24 protein-coding genes are annotated in these 25396 nt (G+C 72.3%); 10 read left to right on the top strand and 14 right to left on the bottom strand.

Going from position 1 to position 25396, the window contains the following annotated elements:
• Positions 1–91: 91 nt before the first annotated feature.
• From ACIQH8_RS15400 to ACIQH8_RS15410, 3 genes are all read left to right on the top strand, one after another.
• A complete protein-coding gene (locus tag ACIQH8_RS15400; RefSeq protein ID WP_401000243.1) occupies positions 92–808 on the top strand; it encodes a hypothetical protein in 717 nt (238 codons plus the stop codon).
• A 67-nt stretch (positions 809–875) separates the two neighbouring features.
• Complete coding sequence (locus tag ACIQH8_RS15405) at positions 876–2294, top strand: glutamyl-tRNA reductase (protein WP_401000245.1); 1419 nt, start codon at positions 876–878, stop codon at positions 2292–2294.
• A gap of 65 nt (positions 2295–2359) precedes the next feature.
• Positions 2360–3007, top strand: a complete 648-nt coding sequence (locus ACIQH8_RS15410; protein ID WP_401000247.1) for a GNAT family N-acetyltransferase — start codon at positions 2360–2362, stop codon at positions 3005–3007.
• 215 nt (positions 3008–3222) lie between these two features.
• On the opposite strand, the gene ACIQH8_RS15415 is transcribed toward ACIQH8_RS15410, so the two are convergent.
• The 7 genes from ACIQH8_RS15415 to ACIQH8_RS15445 form a co-directional block, all read right to left on the bottom strand.
• Positions 3223–4260 carry a DUF4190 domain-containing protein gene (locus tag ACIQH8_RS15415; protein ID WP_401000249.1) on the bottom strand — a complete coding sequence of 346 codons (1038 nt, stop codon included), beginning with the start codon at positions 4258–4260 and terminating at the stop codon, positions 3223–3225.
• A gap of 84 nt (positions 4261–4344) precedes the next feature.
• Complete coding sequence (locus ACIQH8_RS15420; protein WP_401000251.1) at positions 4345–5481, bottom strand: sensor histidine kinase; 1137 nt, start codon at positions 5479–5481, stop codon at positions 4345–4347.
• Positions 5478–6227, bottom strand: coding sequence for a response regulator (locus ACIQH8_RS15425; RefSeq protein ID WP_401000253.1), 750 nt, complete (start codon positions 6225–6227; stop codon positions 5478–5480). The genes ACIQH8_RS15420 and ACIQH8_RS15425 overlap by 4 nt, the downstream gene beginning before the upstream one ends.
• Positions 6220–6957 (bottom strand): cytochrome c biogenesis CcdA family protein, encoded by a 738-nt coding sequence (locus ACIQH8_RS15430; protein ID WP_401000255.1) that lies wholly within the window; start codon positions 6955–6957, stop codon positions 6220–6222. The genes ACIQH8_RS15425 and ACIQH8_RS15430 overlap by 8 nt, the downstream gene beginning before the upstream one ends.
• 16 nt (positions 6958–6973) lie before the next feature.
• Positions 6974–7492 (bottom strand): thioredoxin family protein, encoded by a 519-nt coding sequence (locus tag ACIQH8_RS15435; protein ID WP_401000257.1) that lies wholly within the window; start codon positions 7490–7492, stop codon positions 6974–6976.
• A 124-nt stretch (positions 7493–7616) separates the two neighbouring features.
• On the bottom strand, positions 7617–8228 hold the full coding sequence (locus ACIQH8_RS15440; protein ID WP_401000259.1) for a hypothetical protein: 612 nt from the start codon (positions 8226–8228) through the stop codon (positions 7617–7619).
• Positions 8229–8418: 190 nt separating this feature from the next.
• On the bottom strand, positions 8419–9804 hold the full coding sequence (locus tag ACIQH8_RS15445) for a glycine--tRNA ligase (RefSeq protein ID WP_401000261.1): 1386 nt from the start codon (positions 9802–9804) through the stop codon (positions 8419–8421).
• Positions 9805–10023: 219 nt separating this feature from the next.
• On the opposite strand from ACIQH8_RS15445, the gene ACIQH8_RS15450 reads away from it, so the two are divergent.
• Positions 10024–10800, top strand: a complete 777-nt coding sequence (locus ACIQH8_RS15450) for a polysaccharide deacetylase family protein (protein WP_401000263.1) — start codon at positions 10024–10026, stop codon at positions 10798–10800.
• A gap of 51 nt (positions 10801–10851) precedes the next feature.
• Here the strand turns inward: ACIQH8_RS15450 and ACIQH8_RS15455 are convergent, their stop codons facing one another.
• On the bottom strand, positions 10852–12153 hold the full coding sequence (locus ACIQH8_RS15455; RefSeq protein WP_401000265.1) for an alpha-hydroxy-acid oxidizing protein: 1302 nt from the start codon (positions 12151–12153) through the stop codon (positions 10852–10854).
• A 64-nt stretch (positions 12154–12217) separates the two neighbouring features.
• Between ACIQH8_RS15455 and ACIQH8_RS15460 the strand changes: the two genes are divergently transcribed.
• On the top strand, positions 12218–12622 hold the full coding sequence (locus tag ACIQH8_RS15460; RefSeq protein WP_401000267.1) for an NUDIX domain-containing protein: 405 nt from the start codon (positions 12218–12220) through the stop codon (positions 12620–12622).
• Positions 12623–12793: 171 nt separating this feature from the next.
• The gene (locus ACIQH8_RS15465; protein WP_401000269.1) at positions 12794–14317 is read left to right on the top strand and encodes an alpha/beta fold hydrolase; all 1524 of its coding nucleotides are present in this window, start codon (positions 12794–12796) and stop codon (positions 14315–14317) included.
• Here ACIQH8_RS15465 and ACIQH8_RS15470 read toward each other — a convergent pair.
• Positions 14296–16410: a multicopper oxidase family protein gene (locus ACIQH8_RS15470; RefSeq protein ID WP_401000271.1), complete on the bottom strand. Its 2115-nt coding sequence runs from the start codon at positions 16408–16410 to the stop codon at positions 14296–14298. The two genes, ACIQH8_RS15465 and ACIQH8_RS15470, sit on opposite strands and share 22 nt — an antisense overlap.
• A gap of 172 nt (positions 16411–16582) precedes the next feature.
• Between ACIQH8_RS15470 and ACIQH8_RS15475 the strand changes: the two genes are divergently transcribed.
• Positions 16583–16744, top strand: coding sequence for a hypothetical protein (locus tag ACIQH8_RS15475; protein WP_401000273.1), 162 nt, complete (start codon positions 16583–16585; stop codon positions 16742–16744).
• Positions 16745–16785: 41 nt separating this feature from the next.
• Here the strand turns inward: ACIQH8_RS15475 and ACIQH8_RS15480 are convergent, their stop codons facing one another.
• The 5 genes from ACIQH8_RS15480 to ACIQH8_RS15500 form a co-directional block, all read right to left on the bottom strand.
• A complete protein-coding gene (locus ACIQH8_RS15480) occupies positions 16786–17661 on the bottom strand; it encodes a MurR/RpiR family transcriptional regulator (RefSeq protein WP_401000275.1) in 876 nt (291 codons plus the stop codon).
• A 20-nt stretch (positions 17662–17681) separates the two neighbouring features.
• Positions 17682–18908: a M20/M25/M40 family metallo-hydrolase gene (locus ACIQH8_RS15485; RefSeq protein ID WP_401000277.1), complete on the bottom strand. Its 1227-nt coding sequence runs from the start codon at positions 18906–18908 to the stop codon at positions 17682–17684.
• Positions 18908–19714, bottom strand: coding sequence for an amino acid ABC transporter ATP-binding protein (locus ACIQH8_RS15490; RefSeq protein ID WP_401000279.1), 807 nt, complete (start codon positions 19712–19714; stop codon positions 18908–18910). The genes ACIQH8_RS15485 and ACIQH8_RS15490 overlap by 1 nt, the downstream gene beginning before the upstream one ends.
• On the bottom strand, positions 19711–20625 hold the full coding sequence (locus ACIQH8_RS15495; RefSeq protein ID WP_401000281.1) for an amino acid ABC transporter permease: 915 nt from the start codon (positions 20623–20625) through the stop codon (positions 19711–19713). Before ACIQH8_RS15495 ends, ACIQH8_RS15490 begins: the two co-directional genes overlap by 4 nt.
• Positions 20626–20747: 122 nt before the next feature.
• Positions 20748–21713 (bottom strand): ABC transporter substrate-binding protein, encoded by a 966-nt coding sequence (locus ACIQH8_RS15500; RefSeq protein ID WP_401000283.1) that lies wholly within the window; start codon positions 21711–21713, stop codon positions 20748–20750.
• A 216-nt stretch (positions 21714–21929) separates the two neighbouring features.
• Here ACIQH8_RS15500 and ACIQH8_RS15505 point away from each other — a divergent pair, with 216 nt between their 5' ends.
• From ACIQH8_RS15505 to ACIQH8_RS15515, 3 genes are all read left to right on the top strand, one after another.
• Entirely contained in the window at positions 21930–23240 is a 1311-nt protein-coding gene (locus tag ACIQH8_RS15505) for a cyanophycinase (RefSeq protein ID WP_401000285.1), read from the top strand.
• A 139-nt stretch (positions 23241–23379) separates the two neighbouring features.
• Positions 23380–24090, top strand: coding sequence for an ABC transporter ATP-binding protein (locus ACIQH8_RS15510; RefSeq protein WP_401000286.1), 711 nt, complete (start codon positions 23380–23382; stop codon positions 24088–24090).
• A complete protein-coding gene (locus tag ACIQH8_RS15515) occupies positions 24087–25388 on the top strand; it encodes an ABC transporter permease (RefSeq protein WP_401000287.1) in 1302 nt (433 codons plus the stop codon). Before ACIQH8_RS15510 ends, ACIQH8_RS15515 begins: the two co-directional genes overlap by 4 nt.
• Positions 25389–25396: the final 8 nt, after the last annotated feature.

The raw sequence follows: 25396 nt of genomic DNA on the forward strand, positions 1-25396 counted from the left end.
AGGGTCGGTCGCGTCGTGCGCCCCCGGCACGACGACGCGCTCCGCGTCACCCCCGCGACGCGCGCCTCCGCCACCCACGGAGAACACCATCGTGTCCACCATCGCAACGCGGCATCGCACCGGACTCATCGTGCTCGTCGCCCTCGCCGCCGCCGCCGTCATCGCCGCGCTCGTCCTCGGCGGTCGGCAGGTCGAACGGATCGTCCCGACCCTCCCCGACATCCCCGGCACGCCCGTCGCGCTGGGGCTGGCCGCCGTCGCCGGCCTCATCGTCCTCGTCTCGGCGATCGTGCGCGGCGCCGCATCAGCCCGCGCGCGTGCCCGTCACCGAGCCCTCGAGTCGGTCCATGCTGGAGCGGTCGGCTGCGGCATCCGCAACCGCGACCTCGTCGGCCGCCTGGACGAGCTGACCCGCCCCGGCGGCCGTGCGCCCCGACTCCCCGCACGCTTCTCCGTGGTCGCCGACGATCACGGCATCTCCTTCTGGGGCGGCGGGCGCCGCCCCCGGCGCGCGGCCGCGTTCCCGTGGCGCGAGGTGCGCAACATCCGCGCCGATTCGACCGTGGCCGGCAGCACGAGCGTCCCCGTCGCCGTCGTGCGGATCCGCCGAGACGGCTCGAGCATCGAGCTGCCGATGATGCTGAGCGATCCCCGTCCCGGCCGGTACGCGCTCACCGATGCGCCGTTCTTCGCGACCGTGCGGGCCTGGAAGGCACGCCATCGTGCGGCGCTCGCCGCCGAGGGGCTCGAACTCCCACCCGTCACGGGTGCGATCCCGATCGTCCGACCGGATCGTTCCGCCGCCTGAGACGCCGGGCGTTCCGCGTGTGACGCGGCCGGTCGGAGCGGGTTTCGACGCCGGGTAGAATCGACCGGTGCTCATCTGTCTCTCCGCGAGCCACAAGAACGCCGGCTTCGACATGCTCGAACGTCTCTCGGCGTCCTCCGAGCACGCCGCGCCGCGGTTGACCGACGGGCACGACGCGGTCCAGGGGGCGGTCGTCGTCTCGACCTGCAACCGCTTCGAGGCGTACCTCGACCTCGACATCGCGGACGGCGATTCGCCCGTCGAGGCCGTGCACGACGCGATCTTCGCGGTCGGCGACGTGGCGGGCCTCTCGACCGATGAGCTGCGCAGCACCTTCGACTTCGTGCACGGCAACGCGGTCGCCGGTCACCTGTTCTCGGTCGCGGCGGGCCTCGAGTCGGTCGTCGTCGGCGAGGGGGAGATCGCCGGTCAGGTGCGCCGCTCGCTCGAGCGCGCACGTCACGAGGGCACGACGACCCCCGAGCTCGAGCGGCTCTTCCAGCGCGCGTCGCAGACCTCGCGCAAGGTCAAGAACCGCACGGGCATCGGCCACGAGGGCCGCTCGCTCGTGCGGCTCGCGCTCGACCTCGCCGAGAGCCGCGTGACCGACTGGTCGGCGGTGCGCGTGCTCCTCGTCGGCACCGGCCGCTATGCCGGCGCCTCGCTGGCGGCCCTCCGCGATCGCGGCGTCGTCGACGTCGCCGTGCACTCCGTCTCCGGTCGCGCCGGTCGCTTCGCCGCGAACCACGGCATCGACGCCGTGTCGAACGCCGACTACGCGATGGCCGCCGCCGGCGCCGACCTGATCGTCACGTGCACCACGGTCGACCATCATGTCGTCGACCGTGAACTGCTCGAACTCGGTCGCACCGAGCTCGTCGTCGCCGACGGGCGCGCGCCCGTCGCGCTGCGGCCGGGTCGGGAGTCGACGGGTTCCCAGGGCGGGGCGGATGCCGCGACCGCGACGGACACCGCGGCCGACGCGCCGCGCCAGCTCGTGATCGACCTCGGCCTGCCGCGCAACGTCGCACCCGACGTCGTCGGCGTCGCGGGCGTCGAGCTGCTCGACCTCGAGACCATCAAGATCCACGCTCCGCTCGAGGAGTTCGGCTCGACCGACGCGGCCCGCGAGATCGTCGAACGCGCCGCCCGGAACTTCGGTCGCGTCGCCGAGGAGCTCGATCTCGCGCCGGCGGTCGTCGCACTCCGCCGCCACGTGTTCGACGTGCTCGACGCCGAGATCGAGCGCGCCCGCTCGCGTGGCGACGACGACGGCCGCACCGAGGCCGCGCTGCGGCACATGGCGGGCGTCCTGCTGCACACCCCGATGGTCCGATCGCGCGAGTACGCGCGCGCCGGCGACCAGCAGGCGTGGCTCGACGGCCTCGAGGCGATCTTCGGCATCCGCCCGGACGCCGCCGCGTCCGCCGTTCGCGCTGACGCCGGTGGCGAGGCCGACGAGCGTCCGTCGGCCTCTGTCGGCTGACGGACGCGTTCCCTCCCCCGATCGGCCGATCGCTGCATGCCGCCCTGCGGGGTACGCTGCCCTCGATGTCCTCCCTCCTGCACGCGCGGCCCGACGAGGCCGCCGACGCCGGGCCGCCGGCCCTCCGCCTGCCGTTCGACGTCGCCGAGATCGAACACCGGCCCGTCACGACCGCGCGGATGACGCTGCGCCCGCTCGCGGCCTCCGACGCCGAGGACGTGTGGGAGTACCAGCGCCTGCCCGAGGTGCTCCGCTACATCCCATGGCCCGAACGAGAGCGCGACGAGGCCCGCGAGCACACCGAGGCGCGTGCGGCGATGCGGCGCCTCGACGCCGACGGCGACGCGATCTTCCTCGCGATGGTGCTCGACGGGCGCGTGATCGGCGATCTCATGGTCCGGCTCGCGAGCGCCCAGCATGCGCGACTCGAGATCGGCTGGGTCGTCCACCCCGACTTCCACGGTCGGGGGCTCGCGACGGAGGGCGCCGACGTGCTCCTCGACCTCGCGTTCGGACGGCTCGCCGCGCACCGCGTCGTCGCACACCTCGACGCCCGCAACGCGGCATCCGCCCACCTCTGCGAACGCCTCGGCATGCGGCGCGAGGCGACCCTCCTCGAGGAGGAGTACGACGACGGCGAGTGGCAGGACACGGCGTCGTACGGCATGCTGCGGCGCGAGTGGCGCGCGCTGCGCGCCGCGCGCTCCGCCTGAGCCACCGCTCGGCGGGCTCCATCCGGCGAGCAGATCGGTGCAGATCGGCACCCGCAGCCCACGGACCCCTCGGCCCACGGTTCACTCCGCAGACCAGGTGGAAAGGTGAACCGCGAATACCTTTCCACCAGCTCAGCGAAGTGAGGTCGTTCGCCGATCGATCGAGAGAATGCCGATCCGCTGACACACGGCCGGGCGACCCGCCCGGGAACTGCTCAGCCGACGGAGAGCGTCCAGTCCTCGGTCGATCGGACCGTGACGACCGATGGGCCGGCCGCGAGCGGAACGCTTCCGTCGTAGGCGCCCGTCACGTCGATGAGGGATGCCCCGCCGAAGGCCTGCTGCGACTGCTGGGCGACGACGAACGGATCCTCGGCGTCGTCGCCGGTGTGGGTGGCGGCGAGCGTCGCCGCCCCGCCGCCGTACAGGTACACGGCGTCGTCCTCGCCGTTCGCAGCGTTCGGGAGCTCGGACGCCGCGGACATCTGCCGGATCGAGATCGTCCACGAGCCGGTCGCCGTCACCTGCACGCTGCGCGCCGACGAGGCATCCGCCACGCCCCACGCCGTCGTGCCCTCGTAGTCGTCGGTCGTGTCGACGAGCGGGTCGCCGGAGGGCTGGTTCGAGGCGTCGAGCAGCGTGAGCGTGAACGGCGTGTCGTCATCGCCGTCGAACGTGGCCGTGACGATCCCGCCCGAGATGCCGTCGGGGATCGCGACGACGTCGTCGCCCGAACCGCTCGCGTCGACCTCCGTGAACGTGCCCCAGGTCTGGTCCGCCCACTCCTGCACGGTCGCGGTCGGCGTCTCGGTCGGGGTCGGCGTCGGCGTCTCGCTCGGCGACGCGGACGGCGACGCGGACGGTGTCGGCGAGGCGGTCGGCTGCGTACCGCCCGCACCGATCGCGCCCGTGCCGTAGAGCACGCCGACGATGATCGCGAGCACCAGCGCGGCGCCCGAGACGACCGTGCCCGCGGTCGCGACGCCCTTCGGGCGGTCCGCCTTCGTGAGGCCGACGATGCCGAGCACCAGGCCGATCGCCGCGAGTACGACGCCCGCGATCCACGCCCACTCCCAGGCGAGAGCCAGCACGGCGAGCACGGCCGCCACGATGCCCACGACGAGCGCGCCGATGCCGAGGCCGTTGCGCGTCGGCGGTTGCTCCGCGGGATCGCCGCCACGTTCGCCGCCGGGTGCGTCGAACACCTCGGTGGGCTCGTCGTCGGGCGGGTTCGGTCCGGATGCGTTCGTCATCATTCCCCCACGGATGGCTCGGACGTGCGCTCCCGCGCCATGATGACAGTCCCACGACGGGTCGGCAACGACCCGGCGCGCGCGTCAGGCGGAACGGGGCAGGGTCACCGCGAGCACCGCGCCGCCCTCCGGCGCATTCGACGCCGACGCGTCCCCGCCGTGCGCCCGGGCGATGCCTCGCACGATCGCCAGTCCGAGACCCGCCCCGCCCGTCACGTCGAGCCGATGTGGCGACCGCGCCGACGAGCCGCGCCATCCCGCCTCGAACGCGTGCGCGAGGTCCTCCTCGGCGAAGCCCGGACCGCTGTCTGCGACCGCGAGCCGCACCTCATCGCCCGCACCGTCGACCGAGACCAGGACGCGTCCGCCCGACGGCGTGTGCTGCAACGCGTTCGCGAGCAGGTTCGCGACCGCACGGCCGAGCTGCAACGCGTCGCCCTCCACCACGGTCGACGTCTCGGGCGCGACGGCGAGATCGAGCCGAACCCCGGCGCCGTCCGCCAACCCGCGCAGCTCCGCGACGGCGTCGCTCGCGACATCCGCCAACGACAGCCGCTCGGTGCGCAGCCGCAGGGTGCCCGCGTCGATCTGCGACACCGCGAAGAGATCGGCGACGAGCGCGTCCAGCCGATCGACCTGCGACGCGATACGTGCGAGGTACCGGTCGGGATCGGGCGCGAGCCCGTCCTGCAGGGCCTCGGCCTGCGCGCGGATGCCGGCGAGCGGCACCCGCAGGTCGTGCGCGACGCGCGTGACGAGCTCGCGGCGGGCCTGCTCCTGGCGTTCGACCTCCTCGCGAGCGGCGCGGATGCGGGCATCGGATGCCGCGAGCTCGTCGAGCACGGCGCGGAACTCTCCGATCGGCAGCGGCCGCGACTCGACCGGGACCCCCCGTCCGAGATCCTCGGCCGCCGAGCGCAGCACACGCGCGGCGCGCGCGATCTCGGCGCCGAGGATCGACGCGGTGAGGATCGCGACGACCCCGCTCGTCACCGCGATCGCGAGCGCGATCTGCGCGTCGTGGTCGGAGAGGTACATCGCCTGAGTGGCCACGAGCACCCCGCCGACGACCGAGGCCACGGCGGCGACCACCACGGTGACGAGGTGGACCACGATCGGCGCCCACGCGAAACGGCGGAGCAGGAGCCAGGCGACGAACCCGACCGCGGCGGCGATCGCGGCCGAGACCGCGATGACGAGGAGCAGGTCGGTGCCACTCACGGTGTCGCCTCCGCCCCGGGGTCGTCGAACCGGTAGCCGTACCCCCAGACCGTGACGAGCAGGCGCGGGTTCGCGGCATCCGCCTCGATCTTCTCGCGCAGCCGCCGCACGTGCACGGTCACGGTCGAGAGGTCGCCGTGGCTCCAGCCCCACACGCCCTGCAGCAGGTCCTCGCGAGAGAACACCGTTCCGGGGCGGCGCGCCAGGAACGCGAGCAGCTCGAACTCGCGCTGCGTGAGCGAGAGTCCGCGACCGTCGAGGGTAACGGTGTGCGCGGCCGTGTCGATGCGGAGCGGTCCGCGCGAGATCACCGCGGCCTCCGATCCGGCGACGGCGGCGCCGGCCGCCTCGACCGCGAGCGCCCGGCGAAGGACCGACTGCACGCGCAGCGTCAGTTCGCGCGGCGAGAACGGCTTCGCGAGGTAGTCGTCGACGCCGGCCTCGAGTCCCGCGATGCGGTCGTCCTCGCCGCCGAGCGCGGTGAGCATGATGACCGGAACCTGCGACTGCGCACGGATGCGGCGGCACACCTCGATGCCGTCGATGCCCGGCAGCATCCGGTCGAGCACGACGAGGTCGGGGCGCTCGGCGGCGATGCGATCGAGCGCGACGAACGCGTCCGCGGCCTCCTGCACGCGGAAGCCCGCCGACTCGAGGTACGCACGGCACACCTCGAGCACGGTCGGGTCGTCGTCGACGAGCAGCACGAGACGCCCGTCGAGCAGCAGGTCGACCTGGTCAGCCACCGATCACCTCCTCGAGGCGTGCGATCGGATCGTACAGCCCGGCGTCGAGGATCCACGTCTGGAGCGTCTTGTCGAAACCCGTCACGACCACGATGCCGACCACGATGAAGATCACGCCGATCGTGCGGCGGAACCATCCGTCGGGGTTCGCGAGCCAGCCGAGCCGACGCACGAGGGTGCGGCCGAGCAGCGCGATGAGCAGCAGCATTCCGGCGAGCCCGACCGCGTACGCGACGACGTGCAGCACGCCCTCGCCGAACGAGACGGGCAGCACGGCCGCGACGATGAGCGCGTAGGTCGGGCTGCAACTCGAGAACACCGGGCCGAGGGCCGCGCCGGTGAGGATGTCGCCGCCCACGCTCTGACGGCGGACCGATCGGTCGAGCAGCTCGCCGCTCCGCGCACCCCACCCGAGCGCGGTCGACACCCGCTCCCACAGCCGCGGGACGAGCAGGTCGACACCGAGCAGGATCACGATCCCGCCCGCGATCACCTGCCACACCTGCGGCGGGATGCCGAGCAGCGCGGTGGTCGCCTTGAGCAGGAGCGTGAAGAGCACGACGGATGCCGCGAGCGACGCGGCGATCACGTACGGGCGGTAGCGCGCGCGCTGCTCGTCGCCGTCGCGGACGATCGATCCGCCCACGATGACGGGCAGGAGGGGCAGCACGCACGGCGCGGCGACGGTGAGGACGCCGGCGGCGAGCGCGAGGGTGAGCGAGGCGGTCACGGCGCGACTCCTCGCGTCACGGCATGGCGGCGACGAGCGACTCGACCGACGGATCGTCGTAGAGCACGACGCTCGAGATCTTCTCGCCCGCGTCGTCGACGAACACGATCGTCGTCTGGATCGTCACGCCGTACTGCTGCCGGAGGTCGGTGCGCGAGTCGTAGTCGACCTTGAAGACGGTGAGCCCGTCGGGCGCGCCCTGCGCCTTCAGGTCCTCGTCGAGCGAGCGGCACTTCGGGCACCAGCTCGCGTGGAAGAAGAGCGCCTTGGGGCCGGCGGTCGCCTCGATCGCGCCGTCGGTGTAGTCGAGGTAGGCGCCCTCGACGGGAGCGACGGCCGCGCCGGCGTCGGCCGCGTCGGCGGATGCCTCGGGCGTCGCGCTCGAGTGCGGTGTCGACTCGGGAGCGGTTGCCGACGACCCTGCCGCCGGCGCATCGCTCTCGCCCCCGGTCCCGGTCGCGGCGCACCCGGTCAGCGCGAGTGCGGCGACGAGCAGCGCGGCGGCTCCGGTGGTTCGGACGGTCGGTGCAGGCATCGGGGCATCCTCGTGTCGTTCGCGGGCGACGTCCGCCCGTCGCATCAACGCTAGGCGGGGCCCTCGGCCGGCGATGGGCCGTTCGGATTACGGAACGCTGACGATCGCCGCCCGATCGAACCGGTCAGCCCCAGAGTGGCCGCGCGTCCGGCAGTGCGGCGAGGTCGGCGGATGCCACGTGGTGGCGCGATTCGGCGATGCCGTACGCGGGCCACGAGTACACCAGGTCGAATCCGTCGCGCACTGGCGCCCCGGTCCACAGCCAGAGCTCGACGTTCCATTCCTGACGGTCGTCGCCACCGCCGCCGCCACCACCGAGCACCTGCAGCGTGGGCGGGGTCGGATCTCCGGCGACCTGTGCGACCTGCTGGTGGTCGATGGGCAGCAGGCGGATGTCATCGGCGAGCCGCACGCCGACGTGCATGCCGTCCGGCTCGGGGAACCGACCGGGGAACGAGGCGTGGTGCTCCATCATGCTCCGCTCCCACTCGCGCCGGCTCTCGGTCGTGCGCCGGTGCACCCACCGCAGCTCCAGGTGCAGGCCGGTCGAGTACGCCGCGATCCCGCGGAGCAGCAGCACCGTCGCCTCGTCGCGATGGAGCACCTCGTCGCGGGCCGCGCGCCCGGGAAGCTCGTCCTGCGGCGGCTGCAGCCACTGCGGCATCGGCGGCACCTCGGGCTCGGGGCCGCGCTCGGGCGGATCGACGTCGAAGAACCCACCGAAGCTCGCGCGCATGCCGCTCACCCTATCGACGCCGCCCGCCCCGCGGCATCCGCTCTGCGCACCTGCCCGGCGCCACACCACACCGTTCACAGGAGAATCCGCGGTCTGCAGGACCGATCACGCGGATCGGTCCTGCAGACCGGCGAAACTCCTGTGAAGCCGGGCGGGGCTGAGCACCAGCGCGCGACTCGCGCGGTGCGCGTCAGGCACCGACGAGGCGCGCGCCCAGGTACCCCTCGAGCTCGGCGAGCGGCACGCGCTCCTGACCCATGGTGTCGCGGTCGCGCACCGTCACGGCCCGGTCGTCGAGCGAGTCGAAGTCGACCGTGACGCAGAACGGGGTGCCGATCTCGTCCTGGCGGCGGTAGCGGCGGCCGATCGCACCGGCGTCGTCGAAGTCGACGTTCCAGTGCTTCCGGAGGTTCGCCGCGACCTCGCGCGCGAGCGGCGAGAGCTTCTCGTTGCGCGAGAGCGGAAGCACCGCCGCCTTCACCGGCGCGAGGCGCGGGTCGAGCTTCAGCACCGTGCGGGTGTCGACGCCGCCCTTCGCGTTCGGCACCTCTTCGACGTGGTACGCGTCGACGAGGAACGCCATGAGCGAGCGGGTGAGGCCGGCCGCGGGCTCGATGACGTACGGGGTCCAGCGCTCGTTCTTCTGCTGGTCGAAGAACGACAGGTCCTTGCCGGAGTGCTTCGCGTGCGTCGACAGGTCGAAGTCGGTGCGGTTCGCGACGCCCTCGAGCTCACCCCAGTCGCCACCGGTGAAGCCGAAGCGGTACTCGATGTCGACGGTGCGCTTGGAGTAGTGGCTGAGCTTGTCCTTCGGGTGCTCGAACAGGCGCAGGTTCTCGGGGTCGATGCCGAGGTCGACGTACCACTGGTAGCGGGTGTCGATCCAGTACTGGTGCCATTCCTCATCGGTGCCGGGCTCGACGAAGAACTCCATCTCCATCTGCTCGAACTCCCGCGTGCGGAAGATGAAGTTGCCGGGCGTGATCTCGTTGCGGAACGACTTGCCGATCTGGCCGATGCCGAACGGCGGCTTCATGCGCGCCGCCTGCAGGACGTTGCCGAAGTTCACGAAGATGCCCTGCGCGGTCTCGGGGCGCAGGTAGTGCAGGCCGGCTGCGTCGTCGACCGGGCCGAGGAACGTCTTGAGCAGCCCCGAGAACTCGCGCGGCTCGGTCCACTGGCCGCGCGTGCCGCAGTTCGGGCAGACGATGTCGGCCATGCCGTTCTCGGGCGCGCGGCCCTTCTTGTTCTCGTACGCCTCGACGAGGTGGTCCTCGCGGAAGCGCTTGTGGCAGTGCTGGCACTCGACGAGGGGGTCGCTGAACACCTCGACGTGGCCCGAGGCCTCCCACACCTGGCGGGGAAGGATGACGCTCGAGTCGAGGCCGACGACGTCGTCGCGGCCCTGCACCATCGTGCGCCACCACTGGCGCTTGATGTTCTCCTTCAGCTCGACGCCGAGGGGTCCGTAATCCCATGCCGAACGCGAACCGCCGTAGATCTCACCCGCCTGGAAGACGAAGCCCCGGTGCTGGGCGAGCGTGATGACGGATTCGAGACGGCTGGGTGCGGCCACGGTGGCTCCAATGGTCCAGGGAGGGAATCGGGCGAGACGCCCGCGAAGTCGCTGTCCATCCTACGAAATTCGACGGGCGGCGGATGCCGCGGCTTCGCGCCGCACGGGGTGCGCACCCCGCCGCGCACCGCGGGCCGGTGTACAACGGCTCGTGAAGCGGTCGGTCCCGGGCCGCTCGACGGCGACCCGACCCCGCACCGGGCACGGAGGGAGCGACGCATGGGCTTCACCCGACGCGTGTTCCTGACCGGTGTCGCGGTCGTCGGCGTGCTCGCCGTCGGACGGGTCATGGCCGATCGCCAGGACGCCGAGGAGGAGCAGGCCGCGGTCGAGGAGTTCCCCGCGCCCGAGCTCGCCCGGGTGTCGGTTCCCGCCGGCGCCCTCACCGAGCTCCCCGCCGACGCGGGGCAGGTGATGGCCTGGACGGTCGACGACGGGACCGATTCGGCCGTGGTCGGCGCGTACACCGCGTTCGCGGCGGCGAACGGCATCCGTCTCACCTACTTCGTGAACGGCGTGTACGCGTCGTGGGACGACAATGCCGACGCCATCCGCCCGCTCGTCGAGCGCGGTCAGATCCAGCTCGCGAACCACACGTGGTCCCATCCCGACCTGACGACGCTCAGCGACGCCGAGATCCAGTGGCAGTTGCAGCACAACCACGACTACCTGCAGTCGGTGTACGGCATCGACGCGCGGCCGTACTTCCGGCCGCCGTACGGCGTGCACGACGCCCGGGTGGATGCCGCCGCCGCTGCGATCGGCTACACCGTGCCGACCCTCTGGTACGGCTCGCTCGGCGACTCGGGCGCGATCTCGCAGCAGCAGATCGTCGACCTCGCCACGGAGTGGTTCGGCCCCGGGCGCATCGTCATCGGCCACCTGAACCAGGACCCGGTCGTGGGCGTCCTTCCCCGCCTGAAGGAGATCCTCGACGAGCGCGGGCTGCAGACGGTGACGCTCAACGACGTCTTCACGTCGGAACCGCACCCCTGAGCCGAGCGCGACCGGCGGTGACGGATGGCGCGCCTCGCGCCGCCGCGCCGATCATGCCGCGCGGATCGTCTCCGGTCCGATCTCGCGCACCGACCGATGCCCCGCGAGTGCCATGGTGAGGTCGAACTCGGCGACGTGGTTGCGGATCACCTCGCGTACGCCCTGCTCGCCGGCGACCGCGAGGCCGTAGGCGTACGGCCGGCCGAGGCCCACCGCGCTCGCTCCGAGCCCGAGCGCGATCACCGCGTCGGCCCCGCCGCGGACGCCGCTGTCGAGGATGATCGGAACCCGGCCCGCGACGCGGGCTGCGACCGCCGGCAACGCGGCGAGCGCCGCGACCGACGCGTCGACCTGGCGCCCGCCGTGGTTCGAGACCACGAGCCCGTCGACGCCGAAGTCGATGGCGCGCTCGGCGTCATCCGGGTGCAGGACGCCCTTCAGGATCACCGGCAGGCGGGTCCACTCGCGCAGCCGGGCGAGGTCGTCCCAGCTGAGCGCCGGCTGCGCGAAGACGTCGAGGAACGTCTCGATCGCCGCGCGCGGGAGCGGCGATCGGAGCGCGTCGCGGATCCCGCCGTCGACGAGCGGGCTCCGCGCACCCGCCCGCGCGATCGCGAGCGCCGACCTGAGCAGCGTCGGCGTGACCTTCGGCCGCTCCCCGCCGCCGGTGCCACGCGCGACCCGCTCGCGCACGAGCTCGGCGAAGACGGGGTCGCTGGTGTACTGCGCGATCCCCTGCCCGCGCGTGAACGGCAGGAACCCGAGATCGAGGTCGCGCGTGCGCCAGCCGAGCAGGTGCGTGTCGAGCGTGACGACGACGGCCTCGCAGCCGGCGGCCTCGGCACGACGCAGGAACGACGCGTTGAGGTCGTCGGAGGCGCTCCAGTAGAGCTGGAACCAGCGCGACCCGTCGCCCATCGCGTCGGCGACCTCCTCCATCGGGCGCGACGCCTGGTTCGAGAGCACGTAGGGCACACCCAGGGCGGCGGCAGCGCGGCCGACGGCGACGTCGGCGTCGCGGTGCGCGAGCTCGACGACGCCGATCGGCGAGAGCACGAACGGGGTCGGGCGACGCCGGCCGAGCAGTTCGATCGAGAGGTCGCGCTCGGCGACATCCGCCAGCACCCGCGGCCAGATGCCCCAGCGTTCGAACGCGGCCCGGTTCGCGGCGATCGTCCGCTCGGAGCCCGCCCCGCCGGCGAGGTACGCGTACGCCTCGGCCGGGAGCGCCTTCCGGGCGGCTCGCTCGAGCGCGTCCGGGTCGACGGGCACGGTCGGCCGGGTGCCGGAGAGCCCCGCGCGGTAGACCTCGGACTGCACCGCTCTCGCGAACCCTCGGGTCGCCTCGGCCATCGCATCGCTCCTTCGCGTTCGGACTGCGACGAGCGTAGCGGGGCGGTCGGCCTAGGCTGGGCGGATGCCGCTGCCCGACCTGCACGTCGCCGCCATCGCGCTGGTGCGCGATCGCCGCGTGCTCATGGTGACGGCGCGCGGGCGCGACGTGCACTACATGCCGGGCGGCAAGCTCGACGCGGGTGAGACGCCCGCCGAGGCCGCCGCGCGCGAGGCGCTGGAGGAGGTCGGGCTGGTCCTCGACCCGGCGCAGCTCGTCGAGGCGTTCACGGTGCGCGAGTTGGCGCACGGCCAGGGCGAGGGCCGGCACGTGCGCATGCACGTCTTCCTCGCCGAGACGGATGACGCGCCCGTGCCCTCGGGCGAAGTCGGCGCGGTGCACTGGGTGGGCACGGCCGATGCGGGGAGCTGTCCGCCGGCGGGCGTCGAGGTGCTGCGCCGGCTCGCGGCATCCGGCCTCATCGACTGACCGCGCCCGCCGCGGGATGCTCGCCCGCGGGGCGGGTCGCGCCTCCGCTCCCGCGCACCCTTCGAGGAGATGCCATCCGCACCGTTCTCGGCGTCGAGCGGTGCACATGGCATCCTCTCGGGCGGGCCGCCCCGCGGGATGGCAGGCTGAGAGCGAAGCGAGGGGGTGCGGATGTCGCGGACGCGCGAGTTCCGTCGCGGCGGCGCCGTGACGGTGATCACCGAGTCGGGCGCCGGTCGCCCGACGTACGTGCTCGTGCACGGGATCGGCATGGGGCACCGCTACTGGTCGGACCTCGCCGACGCGCTCGCGCTCGAGGGGCGGGTGCTCGCGCTCGACCTGCCCGGCTTCGGCGACGCCCCCGAGCCACGCGAGACGCAGTCCATCGCCGAGTCGGGCATGCACCTCGCCGCGCTCCTGGAGGCCGAGTGCGGCGGCGAGCCCGCCGTGCTCGTCGGCCACTCGATGGGTACGCAGGTCGTGGCCGAGGCCGCCGCCCGGCGACCCGACCTCGTGGCATCCGTCGTGCTCATCGCGCCGACCGTGAACCCGCGCGAGCGGTCGGCCTTCATGCAGGGCGTACGGCTGCTCGAGGACCCGTCGCTGACCCGCCCCAAGGTCCTCGCGCTCGGCATCCGCTCGTACCTGCAGGCCGGGCCGCGCTGGTACTTCCGGAAGCTCCGGCGCATGCTCGACCACCGCATCGAACTCGTCCTGCCCGATGTCGCCGCGCCGACGCTCGTGGTCCGCGGCGAGCACGACCGCCTCGCGCCGCGAGCATGGGCCGAGCAGGTGGCGCGGATGGTGCCGCAGGGCCGGTACGTCGAGGTCGCGGACCGCGGCCACGAGACCATGGTCACCGCGGGCGAACGCGTCGCCGACCTCGTCGAGCGACACGCGCGCGGCGAGCACGTCGGCCACGAGGTCGAGCGCGTCTCGGAGCCGCAGGAGCTCTCGGCGCTCGCACGCGGCTGGTGGTGGGCGCGCGACTACGTCTACGCCGGCATCCGCCAGCTCGCGATCGTCGTCGAGGGGTGGAACCCGCCCGCGCGCTGGCGCCGCGGCCGCGAGGACCTGCCCGAGGTGCTGCTGCTGCCGGGAATCTACGAGCACTGGTCGTTCCTCAGGCCGCTCGGCGACGCACTGAACGGCGCCGGCTACCGCGTGCGCGTCGTGCACGGCATGGGCACCAACCGGCGCGGCATCGCCGACACCGCCCGGCGCCTGGGTCGCGCGATCGAGCGGCGACCGGCACCCGGGGCGGGCCGTGTGATCGTCGCGCACAGCAAGGGCGGCCTGGTCGCCAAGCAGCTGCTCGTCTCGGGGGCGGATGCCGCGGGCGCGACCTCCCCCGACGGCGTCCTCGGGCTGGTCGCCGTGGCGACCCCGTTCGCGGGTTCGCGGATGGCGCGGCTCATCCTCGACCCGAGTGTGCGCGCGTTGCTCCCGAGCGACGAGACCATCGTGCTGCTCGGGCGCGCGGCATCCGTCAACGCCCGCATCGTCTCGGTCTTCGGCCGGTTCGATCCGCACATCCCCGACGGGAGCCTGCTCGAGGGCGCGACGAACATCCGGGTGCCGGTCAGCGGGCACTTCCGGATCCTCGGCGCCGTCGAGACCCACCGCGCGGTGCTCGAGGGCGTCGCGCGGCTCGACGGCCGCAGCCCGGACGGTCAGCCGGGCGCACCCGGCTGACCGGGCTGCACCGGCCCGACGCGGTACGGCCGCATCATCTCGTTGTCCTCGTGCTCGACGATGTGGCAGTGCCAGACGAACTGGCCGGGGTTCGCGAACATGGCGCGCACGCGCGTGATCTCGCCCGGATAGGCGATCACGGTGTCCTTGAACCCGGTCTCCCAGGGCTCGGGCGGTCGCGGGTCGCCGAGCGGCTGCACGGGCTGGGCCACCTCGCCGTCGACGTCGAGCACCAGGGCCTGTCGGTTCACCACCTCGAACACGACCTCGTGCACGTGCATGGGGTGCGCGTCGCCGGTCGTGTTCACGAACTCCCACACCTCGGTCGCGCCGACTGCGGGGTTCTCGGTGATCTCCTCCGCCCACATGCGCTCGATCCAGACCCCCGACCGGATGTCGCCGAGCAGCGCCTCGACGGGGCCCTCGACGGGCTCGCCGCCCGCGTCGACCCCCTCGCCCATCTTCTCGATGAGCGCGAGCGGGCGGACCACCGACTCCGCCGGGAGCGGCGTGATCGGCGGGAGCACGAGGTACTGCGGCGGGGTGGTCGTGTCGGCCCCGACGGCCGGACCGACCACGAACTGCATGACCTGACCGGTCGAGTCGGGGTCCGCCACGTCGAAGTCGAGATCGGGCTCACCCCCGCCGAACGGCTCATCCGGCCCGACGTTTCCGAGCACGTACGCGCCGACGGGCACGTTCGTGAAGTCGACGATGACGTCCGCACGCTCGGCGGGACCCAGCAGCATCCGGTCGCCGTGGTCGGCGGTGAGGTTCACGGGCGCGGCGAGGAATCCGCCCTCGTTGCCGATCTGCCACACCTCGACGCCGGGGATCGCACTGAAATCGAGGATCAGGAATCGCGACTGGCATCCGTTCAGGAGCCGCAGCCGGTAGCGGCGCTGCTGCACGTCGTGGAACGGCCACGTGTTGCCGTTGACCATGAGCATGTTGCCGAAGAACTCGGGCTGCCAGATCGGCGAGAAGTCCCCGGCGGGGATGTAGGGGCCGACGATGTCGTCGAAGAACTCGCGGGTGTCGGGATAGAACAGCGAGCCGTCGACGTCGAACGAACGGTCCTGAACGACGATCGGGATCTCGAGGTACGTCTTGTTCGGGGGGAACTTGTCGCCCTCCATCGGCGCGGGCGACGGGAGGACGGCGGTCGCCCCGCTGCGCGAGTCGAGCACGGCCTTCTCGCCGTCCGGTCCGCCGCGGACGATGAAGAACCCGGCCGGGCCCGCGTAGACGTTGAGGCGCGTCATCCCGAGTGTGTGGTCGTGGTACCAGAGCGTCGATTCGCGCTGGTCGTTCGGGTACTCGAACACGGCGTGGCCCGGCCCCCAGGTCGCTCCGAACGCGGTGGCCGCCTTGCCGGCGAAGAACTCGTACCACGTGCCGTGCGTGGCGTACTCCGCCGGGATGTCGGCCGCGTCGGGCAGGAACCACGCCTCGGCGTAGCCGTCGCTCTCGTCGCCGACGCCGACCGCGCCGTGCAGGTGGGTGACGAGCGGGACGGGTCCGGTGTACGCACCCGGCGTGTCGCCCGTGAACGTCGGCCGCGTGTCGCGACCGTCCTCACCGCCGGGCGGGTTCGCCCAGTGCAGTGTCGGATCGACCGGCAGCAGGTGGGGAAGGGCGTTGCCGTCGGCGTCGACGAGGTCGTTGATCCACTTGACCTGGACCGGTCGCCCCCACTTCGACTCGATGGTCAGCGACGGGGCGTTGTGGATGAGCGGGCCCTTCCTGCTCGCCGACGTGATGGCCCCGTAGCCCCACACCGTCGTCGCCGGCAGCCCCGCGGGCAGGATCTGCTGCGCGAACTGTCGCACCGAGATCTCGTAGTAGTCGGCGGGTTTGCCGCCCTTCCGGTTGATCGTCCCGGCCTTCGGCATCACCGGCGGCACGAGCAGCGGCGTGACGAACTTCGGCACGTCGCCGGGTGGCAGCGTGCCGCCCGGGATCTGCGCGAGCGCCACGCGTTCGCCGCCCGGCAGCATCGCGTAGAGCATGAAGCCCGCGCCGGCGGCGCCGGCGGCCGCGATGAACGTGCGGCGGCTGATGGGTCGCCCGAACGGCGTCGCCTCTGACATCGTGATTCCCCTGGGTCTCGGGCCGGGCGGGGGCGCAGGGTGGCGACGGCGGTTCCGGGTCGGGTCGTCCCCATTCCTACCGGCCCTCGCGGCGACACGCCGGGACTCTGGTCCCGCGGGTCTGCGATGATCGACGTACGACCCGCCTCGTCGTCGAGCCGAAGGAGCGCCCATGTCCGCGAACCCTCCCGCCTCCGGGATCCGAAGCGAGTCGAAGGCGACCCTCTTCGGCACGGCACTCCTGCTGCTGATGGGCGGCCTCGTGATCGCGGGCGGCGTGATCCTCTCGGTCGCCGCGGTCGTCCTCGGCGACACGGCGCTGCAGCTGCCGTAGACGGAGACGGAGACGGCGACGGCGACGGCGACGGCGACGGCTCAGTACAGCCCCAGCTCGCGACCGGTCTGCTCGACCTCGCGCATTCGAGCGGATGCCTCGGCGCCGAGCCGCTCGGCGCACTCGGCGATCACGGCCTCGACGATGGCCAGCACGGGCGTCATGGCGTCGAACGCCGCCGACGGCGACCCCGTCTCGCTCGGCAGCACGACGTCGGCCTCGCTCGCGATCGGCGAGAGCCAGGTGTCGGTGAAGAGGATCACCGAGGCCTTGCGCTCTCGTGCCAGGGCCGCGAGCCGCTGGGTCGGCTCCTCGTACCGGCGGTAGTCGAAGAGCACGACGATGTCGCCCCGGCGGAGTCCGGACACCGCCTCGATGCGGCCCGCATCGTGCTCGGGCAGTGCGGTGACACCGGGTCGGATGAGCTGGAGATGCTGTGCGAGCAGCCTCGCGAGCAGGCCGCTGAAGCGCCCGCCCGAGACGAAGACGCGCGTCCTGCGGGTGCAGAGCAGCTCGACCGCGCGGTCGAACTCGCCCGGCACCAGTGCGTCGAACGTGCGCTCGAGCGTCTCGGCCGTGATCGCGGCGGCGCGCTCCAGCCCGGTGACCGGTCCGGCCTCCGACTCGGCGCGGTGCCGGTCGTAGAGGTCGATCGGCGAGGCCGAGCGCTCGTCGAGGTCGTCGCGGAGCGCCTGCTGGAAATCGGGGAACCCGCGATAGCCGAGGCGGTTCGCGAACCGGAGCACGGTCGGGCCGCTCACGCCGGCGCGCGCGGCGAGCTTGGCGACCGTCTCGAAGCCGGCCGACGGATACGACGAGAGCAGCACCCGAGCGACCTTCCGCTCGGCCGGACTGCACTCGGCCATGCCCCGTCGGATCGCCTCCGCCATCGGAACCGCTGCGTCGCCAGGTGCCACGGCCTCCTCCTTCACCGTGCTCACCGTATCGGCCCGCCCTCGGTGATCGCGACGACGAGTCCGGCGAGCAGTGCGACCCGCTCGGGCACCGTGGCCAGGTCGAGCCACTCGTCATCCCCGTGGTCGCCACCGCCCACGGGCCCGAGCCCGTCGAGCGTCGGCACGCCCAGTGCCGCCACGAAGTTCGCGTCGGAGGCACCTCCGGTTGCGGCGACGTCGAGGTCGAGTGCGAGCTCCGCCGCCACCTCCCGCGCCAGCCCGGCCAGCGCGCCCGTGGCCCGCCGCTCGAGCGGCGGGCACACGTCGAGGCGTTCGACCGAGATCCGAGCGCCCTCCACGAACGGATGGCGCGCGCGCTCGTCGATCGCGTCGAGCGTGGCCGTGAGCTCGGCGAGGCCGACCGACCGGACCTCGAGGTGGAGTTCTGCTCGCTCCGGCACGATGTTCGCGCGAGTCCCCGACGTCACCCGGCCCACGTTGACCGTGAGTCCCGGCACGGTGCCGCCGAGCGCCTGCACGTCCAGCAGCAGTCGGGCGGCCTCGACCGCCGCGTTGACGCCGCGCTCCGGCTCGACGCCCGAGTGGGCGGCTCGCCCGTGAACGGTCACGAGCACGTCCGCCACGCCCTTGCGCGCCCCGACGAGGTCGCCGTTCTCTCGCGCGCACTCGAGGCACAGCGCGGCATCCGCGCCCTCGACGATGCCGGCGAGGATGTCCCGGCTCGCGGGAGACCCGACCTCCTCGTCCGGGGTGAAGGCGATCACCAGTTCGGCGAAGCCCGCGTAGTCGACGCGGTCCAGCACACGGGCGGCGGCGAGCGCCGCGGCGACGCCGGCCCCGTCGTCGCAGACCCCCGGGCCGCGCGCCACGTCCCCGTCGATCCGGAACGGGCGCGCCGCCACGGTGCCGGCCGGGAAGACCGTATCGAGGTGGGCGAACAGGACGACCCGCGCGGAGCCCCGGCCTCGACGACGGCCGACCACGACCGGCCCGTACCGGCGTCCGGCCCGTACCGGCGTCGGGACGACCTCGACGTCGAATCCTCCTTCGTGCAGCGCCCGCTCCGCCCATGCGGCGACGCGCGACACGCCGTCGTGGTCGAGAGAGCCGGAATCGATGCCGACGATCTGCGCGAGGTCGTCGCGGTACCGGGCATTCGTCGCCCGGGCCGCCGCGAGCAGCTCCGCCGGCGTGGGCGGGAGAGCGACGGGCGTTGCTGCTGCGGCCTCGGCGGCGGCGCGTGCCACTAGAGCACCTTCGACAGGAACGCCCGCGTGCGCTCCTCGCGCGGGTCGCCGAGCACCTGGGCGGGATCGCCGGCCTCGACCACCACGCCGCCGTCCATGAACACCGCCACGTCGCCGACCTCGCGCGCGAAGCCGATCTCGTGGGTGACCACGATCATGGTCATGCCGCTCTCCGCGAGGCCGCGCATGACATCGAGCACGTCGCCGACGAGCTCGGGGTCGAGCGCCGAGGTCGGCTCGTCGAAGAGCATCACCTCGGGCTCCATCGCGAGGGCGCGGGCGATCGCCACGCGCTGCTGCTGGCCGCCGGAGAGCTGGGCCGGATAGGTGCCGGCCTTGTCGGCCAGGCCGACCTGGGCGAGCAGGCGTTCGGCGTGCGCCCTGGCATCCGCCTTCGACCGACGCGCGACCTGCACGGGCGCCTCGATGACATTCTCGAGCGCGGTCATGTGCGGGAAGAGGTTGAAGCGCTGGAAGACCATGCCGACCTTGCGGCGCTGCGCGGCGACCTCCTTCTCGCGGAGCTCGTGGAGCCTGCCGTTCCGCTCGCGGTAGCCGACGGTCTCGCCCGCGACCCGGATCATGCCGGCGTCGATCTGCTCGAGGTGGTTGATGCAGCGCAGGAAGGTCGACTTGCCGGAGCCGGAGGGGCCGAGCAGGCACACGACCTGCCCGCGCTGGACCGACATCGTGATGCCCTTCAGCACCTCGAGACTGCCGAAGCGCTTGTGCACGTCGACGGCCTCGACCATCGGGCGGTCGGCGGTCGCCGCGAGCGGCGCGGCGTGGGGAATGGTGGCGGTCATGAAGCCGACTCCTTCTCGGCGCGCGAGGCGCGGCCGGTGCGGGCGGGCAGCGCGATGCTCTGGGTGAACGTCGACACGCGCGAGCCGAACGTCGGGCGTGCCGCGGTGAAGCCGCGACCGTAGCGACGCTCGAGCCACATCTGCGGGATCGAGAGGATCGAGGTGAGCGCGAGGTACCAGATCGCGGCGACGATCAGCAGCGGGATGATCTTGTAGTTCTGCGTGTATGCCTCGCGGATGTTCGACATGAGGTCGTCGCCGGCGACGATCGCGACGAGCGAGGTGCTCTTCAGCATCGTGATGGTCTCGTTGCCCATCGGCGGGATGATGACCCGCATCGCCTGCGGGAGCACGATGCGGCGCAGGGTCTTCGCGGGCGACATGCCGAGCGAGTGCGCTGCCTCGGTCTGTCCGGGGTCGACCGACTGGATGCCGGCGCGGACGATCTCGGCCGCGTACGCCATCTCGTTCAGGCCGAGGGCGAGGAGGGCGGCCACGGTCGCCGGGATCAGGTCGCTCGTCGTGAACGACCAGAACTCGACGGACGTGAACGGCACGCCGATCACGATCTTCGGAATGAAGGCGCCGATGAAGCCCCAGAAGATGAGCTGGAGCAGCAGCGGGGTGCCGCGGAACACCCAGATGAACAGCCACGCGGCGACCGAGAGGACGGGGTTCGCCGAGAGCCGCATGACGGCGACGACGATGCCGCCGAACACACCCATGACCATCGACGCGGCGGTGAGCCACAGCGTGATGAGCACGCCGTTGATCGTGAGCGGCTTGAAGAGGTACTCCGCGACGGTGGGGAGGTCGAGGTTCGGATTCTGGAGGATCGAGGCGATCGCCCCCGTGCCGAGCACGAGGACCAGCGCGGCGGCGATCCAGCGGCCGGGGTGGCGGACTGGCACGGCCTCGATCGGTCCCGGGCGGGCGCCCGAGGGAGTGCGTGCTCCCCCGGGCGCCGCCGTGGATGACGGCTGCGTTGCGGTCATGGGTGTGGTGCTTTCTGGTCGGAGCGTGCCCGTGGGGCTCACGCGGCGTCGGCCGCGCCGTTGATCGTGGCCTCGTCGATGCCGATGCCGGTGACGCCGTACTGGTCGAGGATCGCCTCGTACGTCCCATCGTCCATGAGGGACTGGAGCGCCGCCTGGATCGCCGTCGCGAGCTGCTCGTTCTGCTTGAGCACGCCGATGCCGTTGAGCGTGGCGTCGTAGCCGTTCGGGGCGTCCGGGTCCTCGACGACCTCGAAGGTACCGCCGTCGTTCGTGGTCTTCGCCACGTAGCCGGCGCTCGGCTTGGTGAGCAGCGATGCCACCGCCTTGCCGCTCGTGATCGCCAGCTGTGCGTCGGCGTCGGAGGGGAACTCGCTCAGCTTGATGGGGTCGAGGCCCTCGGCCTCGCACTCGCCCTGCCAGACCTCGTTCACGAGATCGACCTGGCTCGTCGCACCCTGCACGGCCACGTCCGTGCCGCAGAGGTCGAGGTAGCCCTCGATGCCCTCGGGGTTGCCGGCGCTCGTGAGGATGCCGGTGCCCGAGGCCGAGTAGTCGATGAACGTGAGCACCTCCATGCGTTCGACGCTCGAGGTCATGGCGGTGATCGTCACGTCGAAGTTGCCCGCCTGCAGGGCCGGGATGATGCCGTCGAACGCCTGCTGCTCGAAGACGAAGTCGATGCCGAGCTTCGCGCCGATCGCGCGGCCGAGGTCGACATCGACTCCGGTGAGTTCGTCGGACCCCTCCTCGAGGAACATCTCGAACGGCGCGTAGGGCGCGTCGGTGGCGACCTTCACCGAGCCCGCCTCGGCGACCTCCTCGGGCAGGAGGTCTGCGGCGGCCTCGTCGACGGCGATCTCGATGCCGGCGATCTCGACGATGTCGCCCGTCGCTTCGGCGGGATCGGCGGATGAGGCGGTCGTGCTGCAGCCGGCGAGCAGCGTCGCGCCGGCGAGCGCGGCGACGACGAATGCCGTCCGGGTGGTGATGGGAGCGAACATGTGCGGGCCCTTCTTGGTCACTGCGGCGGGAACGGGTGGGTCCGAGTATGTAACAGATATTCCAGAGATGCCAGCATTTTATTCTTCTGTAACAATTCGTCTCCGCAGTCGGGTCCGCGGGACGACTGGCGCGGAGGCCTTCCGCGGCTTCGTATCGTGCGTTAGCATCCGCCACTAGTTGCACGTTCATGTAACGGACATTCCAAAGGAGGCACCATGCGACGAATCCCCCTGTCGATCGCGGCCTGCACCACCGCCGCACTCGCCCTGACCGCGACCCAGCCCGCCGCCGCGGCCCCGCGCCCCGCCGATGCGGGGCCGGCCCGCCACGCCGTGCTCATCGGCGGCAACCTCGACGAGAACGCCGAGATCCTTCGCGCCATCGTCGACCTCGCAGACCCGGACGGCGCCGGGCCGGAACGGGCGCGCATCGCGATCGTCACGGCTGCCGCACGCTCCGCGCGGACGCCGGAGCAGGCCGCCGATCCGTCGCTGAACAACGCAGCGGCCAACGGCCTCTACTACGCCGACCTGTTCCGGCAGTACGGCGCCGAGACCTACGCCGTGCCGGTCGACACCGCGGTCGACTACCCCGGCGACCAGTACCGGCCCGATCGCGCCGAGGACCCCGCCGTCGTGGCCGAACTGGCCCATGCCACGGGCGTCTTCTTCGGCGGCGGCGACCAGATGCGCTACGTGCGCACGCTCCAGGACTGCGAGCCCGCGCCGCTCGAGGCATTCCGGACGTGCGTGGACACCCCGGTGCTCACGGCACTTCGCGCCGCCGCCGACCGGGGCGTCGTCGCGGGCGTCAGCGCCGGTCTCGCCATCCAGCAGGGCCGAGACATGGTCACCGGCGGCGAGTCGTACGAGGCATGGCGCGACGGGGCGCAGGCCGGATACCTCGACGACCCGACCGAGCTCGGATACCTCCCGTCCGGCGGCTTCGGCTTCGTCGAGGGCGTCCAGATCGACAGCCACTTCGCCACGTGGGGTCGTCAGGGCCGGGCCGTGAAGCTCGGGCTCGAGACCGGTCACGACCTGGTTCTCGGCGTCGACGAGACGACCGCGGTGGTCCTCGACCGGAAGACGGGCGTCGGCCGCGTCATCGGCGAGCACGGCGCATCCCTCATCGACCTGGGCGACGCCGTCGAAGCGGACGGCGGCGTCGCCGGCGTCCGGTGGAGCTACGCGACCGCCGGTGACACGGTGAACCTGAAGCGCGGTCTCGCGCTCGCGGCGGACGGTTCCGCGGCCGTGCGCCCGGTCGCGGCGCCGGTCGAGGAGCGCGAGGACATCTGGGACTCGCTCGAGGGAGCGGGCGGGGTCTACTCGCTTCGCGACCTCGCGCGCGAGACGGTCGCCTCGAGCGCCCGCACCGGGAGCGGCACGAGCTTCGAGGTGTCCCCGCAGTTCCGGACCGTGCTGACGCGCCAGCCGTCGACGCGTGCCTGGACGACTCCGACCGGCGGAGTCTCGTTCGCAGGACTCGACCTTCGCATCGAGGTCGTTCCGAACGTCGGCTGAGCCGGTCGTCCCCACCGGGCGGCGGATGGCGCGAGCGCGCCGCCCGCCGCCCGTCGCCGTTCCCGGGAGGCTCCCAGTTGCGCCAGTCACTGTTGCAGTAACTGCACTCAATGCTGCAACACCTGAAAGGAACTCGGTGATGACCCCCTCCCCCGCATCCGGCGCACCGCCGGTGCTCAGCGCGCAGGCGCTGACCAAGACCTACGGAGCCGGCGAATCGCGCTTCGACGCGCTGAAGGGCGTGTCGCTCGACGTGCGGCGCGGCGAATCGCTCGCGATCGTCGGCAAGTCGGGCTCCGGCAAGTCCACCCTGATGCACCTGCTCGCCCTCCTCGATCGGCCGAGCTCCGGCATCGTCGAGATCGATGGCGAGGATGCGGCATCCGCCCCCGCCAAGCGGATCAACCGCCTTCGCAACGAACGGTTCGGATTCGTCTTCCAGCAGTTCTTCCTCACCGCGCAGCAGTCGGTGCTCGAGAACGTCACCCTTCCGCTGCTCGTCGCCGGCGTCGCGCCCCGCGAGCGGGTGCGTCGCGGCATGGCGGTCCTCGACTCGCTCGGCCTGGCCGACAAGGCGAAGAACCGCGCCAACGACCTCTCCGGCGGGCAGAAGCAGCGCGTCGTGATCGCCCGAGCCCTCGTCAACGAACCCGACGTGATCTTCGCCGACGAGCCCACGGGCAACCTGGACACGACCACCGGAGCCCAGGTCGAGGACCTCCTGTTCGACCTGCAGCGCGAGCACGGCATCACCCTCGTCATCGTCACCCACGACGACGAGCTCGCCGCCCGCTGCGACCGCCGCGTCAGCATCGCCGACGGCCTGATCGTGGACGGAGCGGGACGATGAGGACCTCGGACGTCATCACCAACGCGACGCGGAACGCGTTCCGCAGCAAGCTCCGCACGACGCTCACGGTGCTGAGCCTCTTCGTCGGCGCGTTCACCCTCACCCTCACGACCGCGCTCGGCGCAGGCGTCAACGACTACGTGGAGCGCCAGGTCGCGACGGTGAGCACCGGCGACGCGCTCCTCGTCACGCCGGCCGCGTCGACCGACACCGGCGACGGACCGACGCCGTACGATGCCGACGGCCGACAGCAGGCCACGCAGCCCAACCCGCTGGGCGCGGGCACGCTCCTGAACGACGACGACCTCGACGCCATGCGGGAGATGGACGGCGTCGATCTCGTCGAGCCCGTCCGCCAGATCACCATCGACTGGATCGCGCCGCTCGACGGCACGGACTCCGACCGCTACGAGCTCGACGTCAACCCGAGCTCCTCGCTCGGCCGGAGCGACCTCGTCGCGGGCCGCCAGCTGGACGACGAGACCGATGCAACGCAGATCGTCCTCCCCGACGACTACGTCGACGCACTCGGGTTCGCCGACGCGGAATCCGCGATCGGCGAGACGGTCGAGCTCGGCTACACCGACGCGACGCAGGCCGCGCAGACCGTCGAGGTCGAGGTCGCCGGGGTCGCGCGGACGAGCCTGTTCGCCACGGGCGCCGGCGCCAATCGGAGCCTGACCGACGCGGTCTCCGACGCGCAGGCGATCCCCGGGCGACCCGACGCCTGGGTCCTCGCCGTCGCCCACCTCGACGGAACAGGTCCCGACGGCACCGTCACCGAAGACGACGTCGCCGGCGTCAAGACGCAGCTCGCCGAGGCCGACCTCGCCGGCCAGACCGTCGAGGACCAGCTCGGCGTCATCCAGACCGTCATCAACGGCATCATCGGCGTGCTCAGCGCGTTCTCCGTGATCGCGCTGCTCGCGGCATCCTTCGGCATCGTCAACACGCTGCTGATGAGCGTGCAGGAGCGCACGCGTGAGATCGGCCTGATGAAGGCCATGGGCATGTCGAACGGGAAGGTGTTCTCGCTGTTCAGTCTCGAGGCGGTCGTCATCGGCTTCCTCGGGTCGGCCATCGGCGCCGCCGCGGCGATCGGGCTCGGCACGGTGGTCTCCTCCGCGCTGTCGGCCGGACCGCTCGCCGACCTGCCCGGGCTCACGATCCTGCTCTTCGAGCCGGTGAACGTGCTCGGCGTGGTCCTCGTGATCATGCTCGTCGCGTTCGTGTCCGGCGTCCTCCCCGCCCGCAGGGCGGCCCGCCAGGATCCGATCGACTCGCTACGGTACGAGTAGACCGACCA

Origin of the sequence: Agromyces sp. GXQ0307, from assembly GCF_044769845.1 — a bacterium.
In the GTDB taxonomy this organism is placed as follows: domain Bacteria; phylum Actinomycetota; class Actinomycetes; order Actinomycetales; family Microbacteriaceae; genus Agromyces.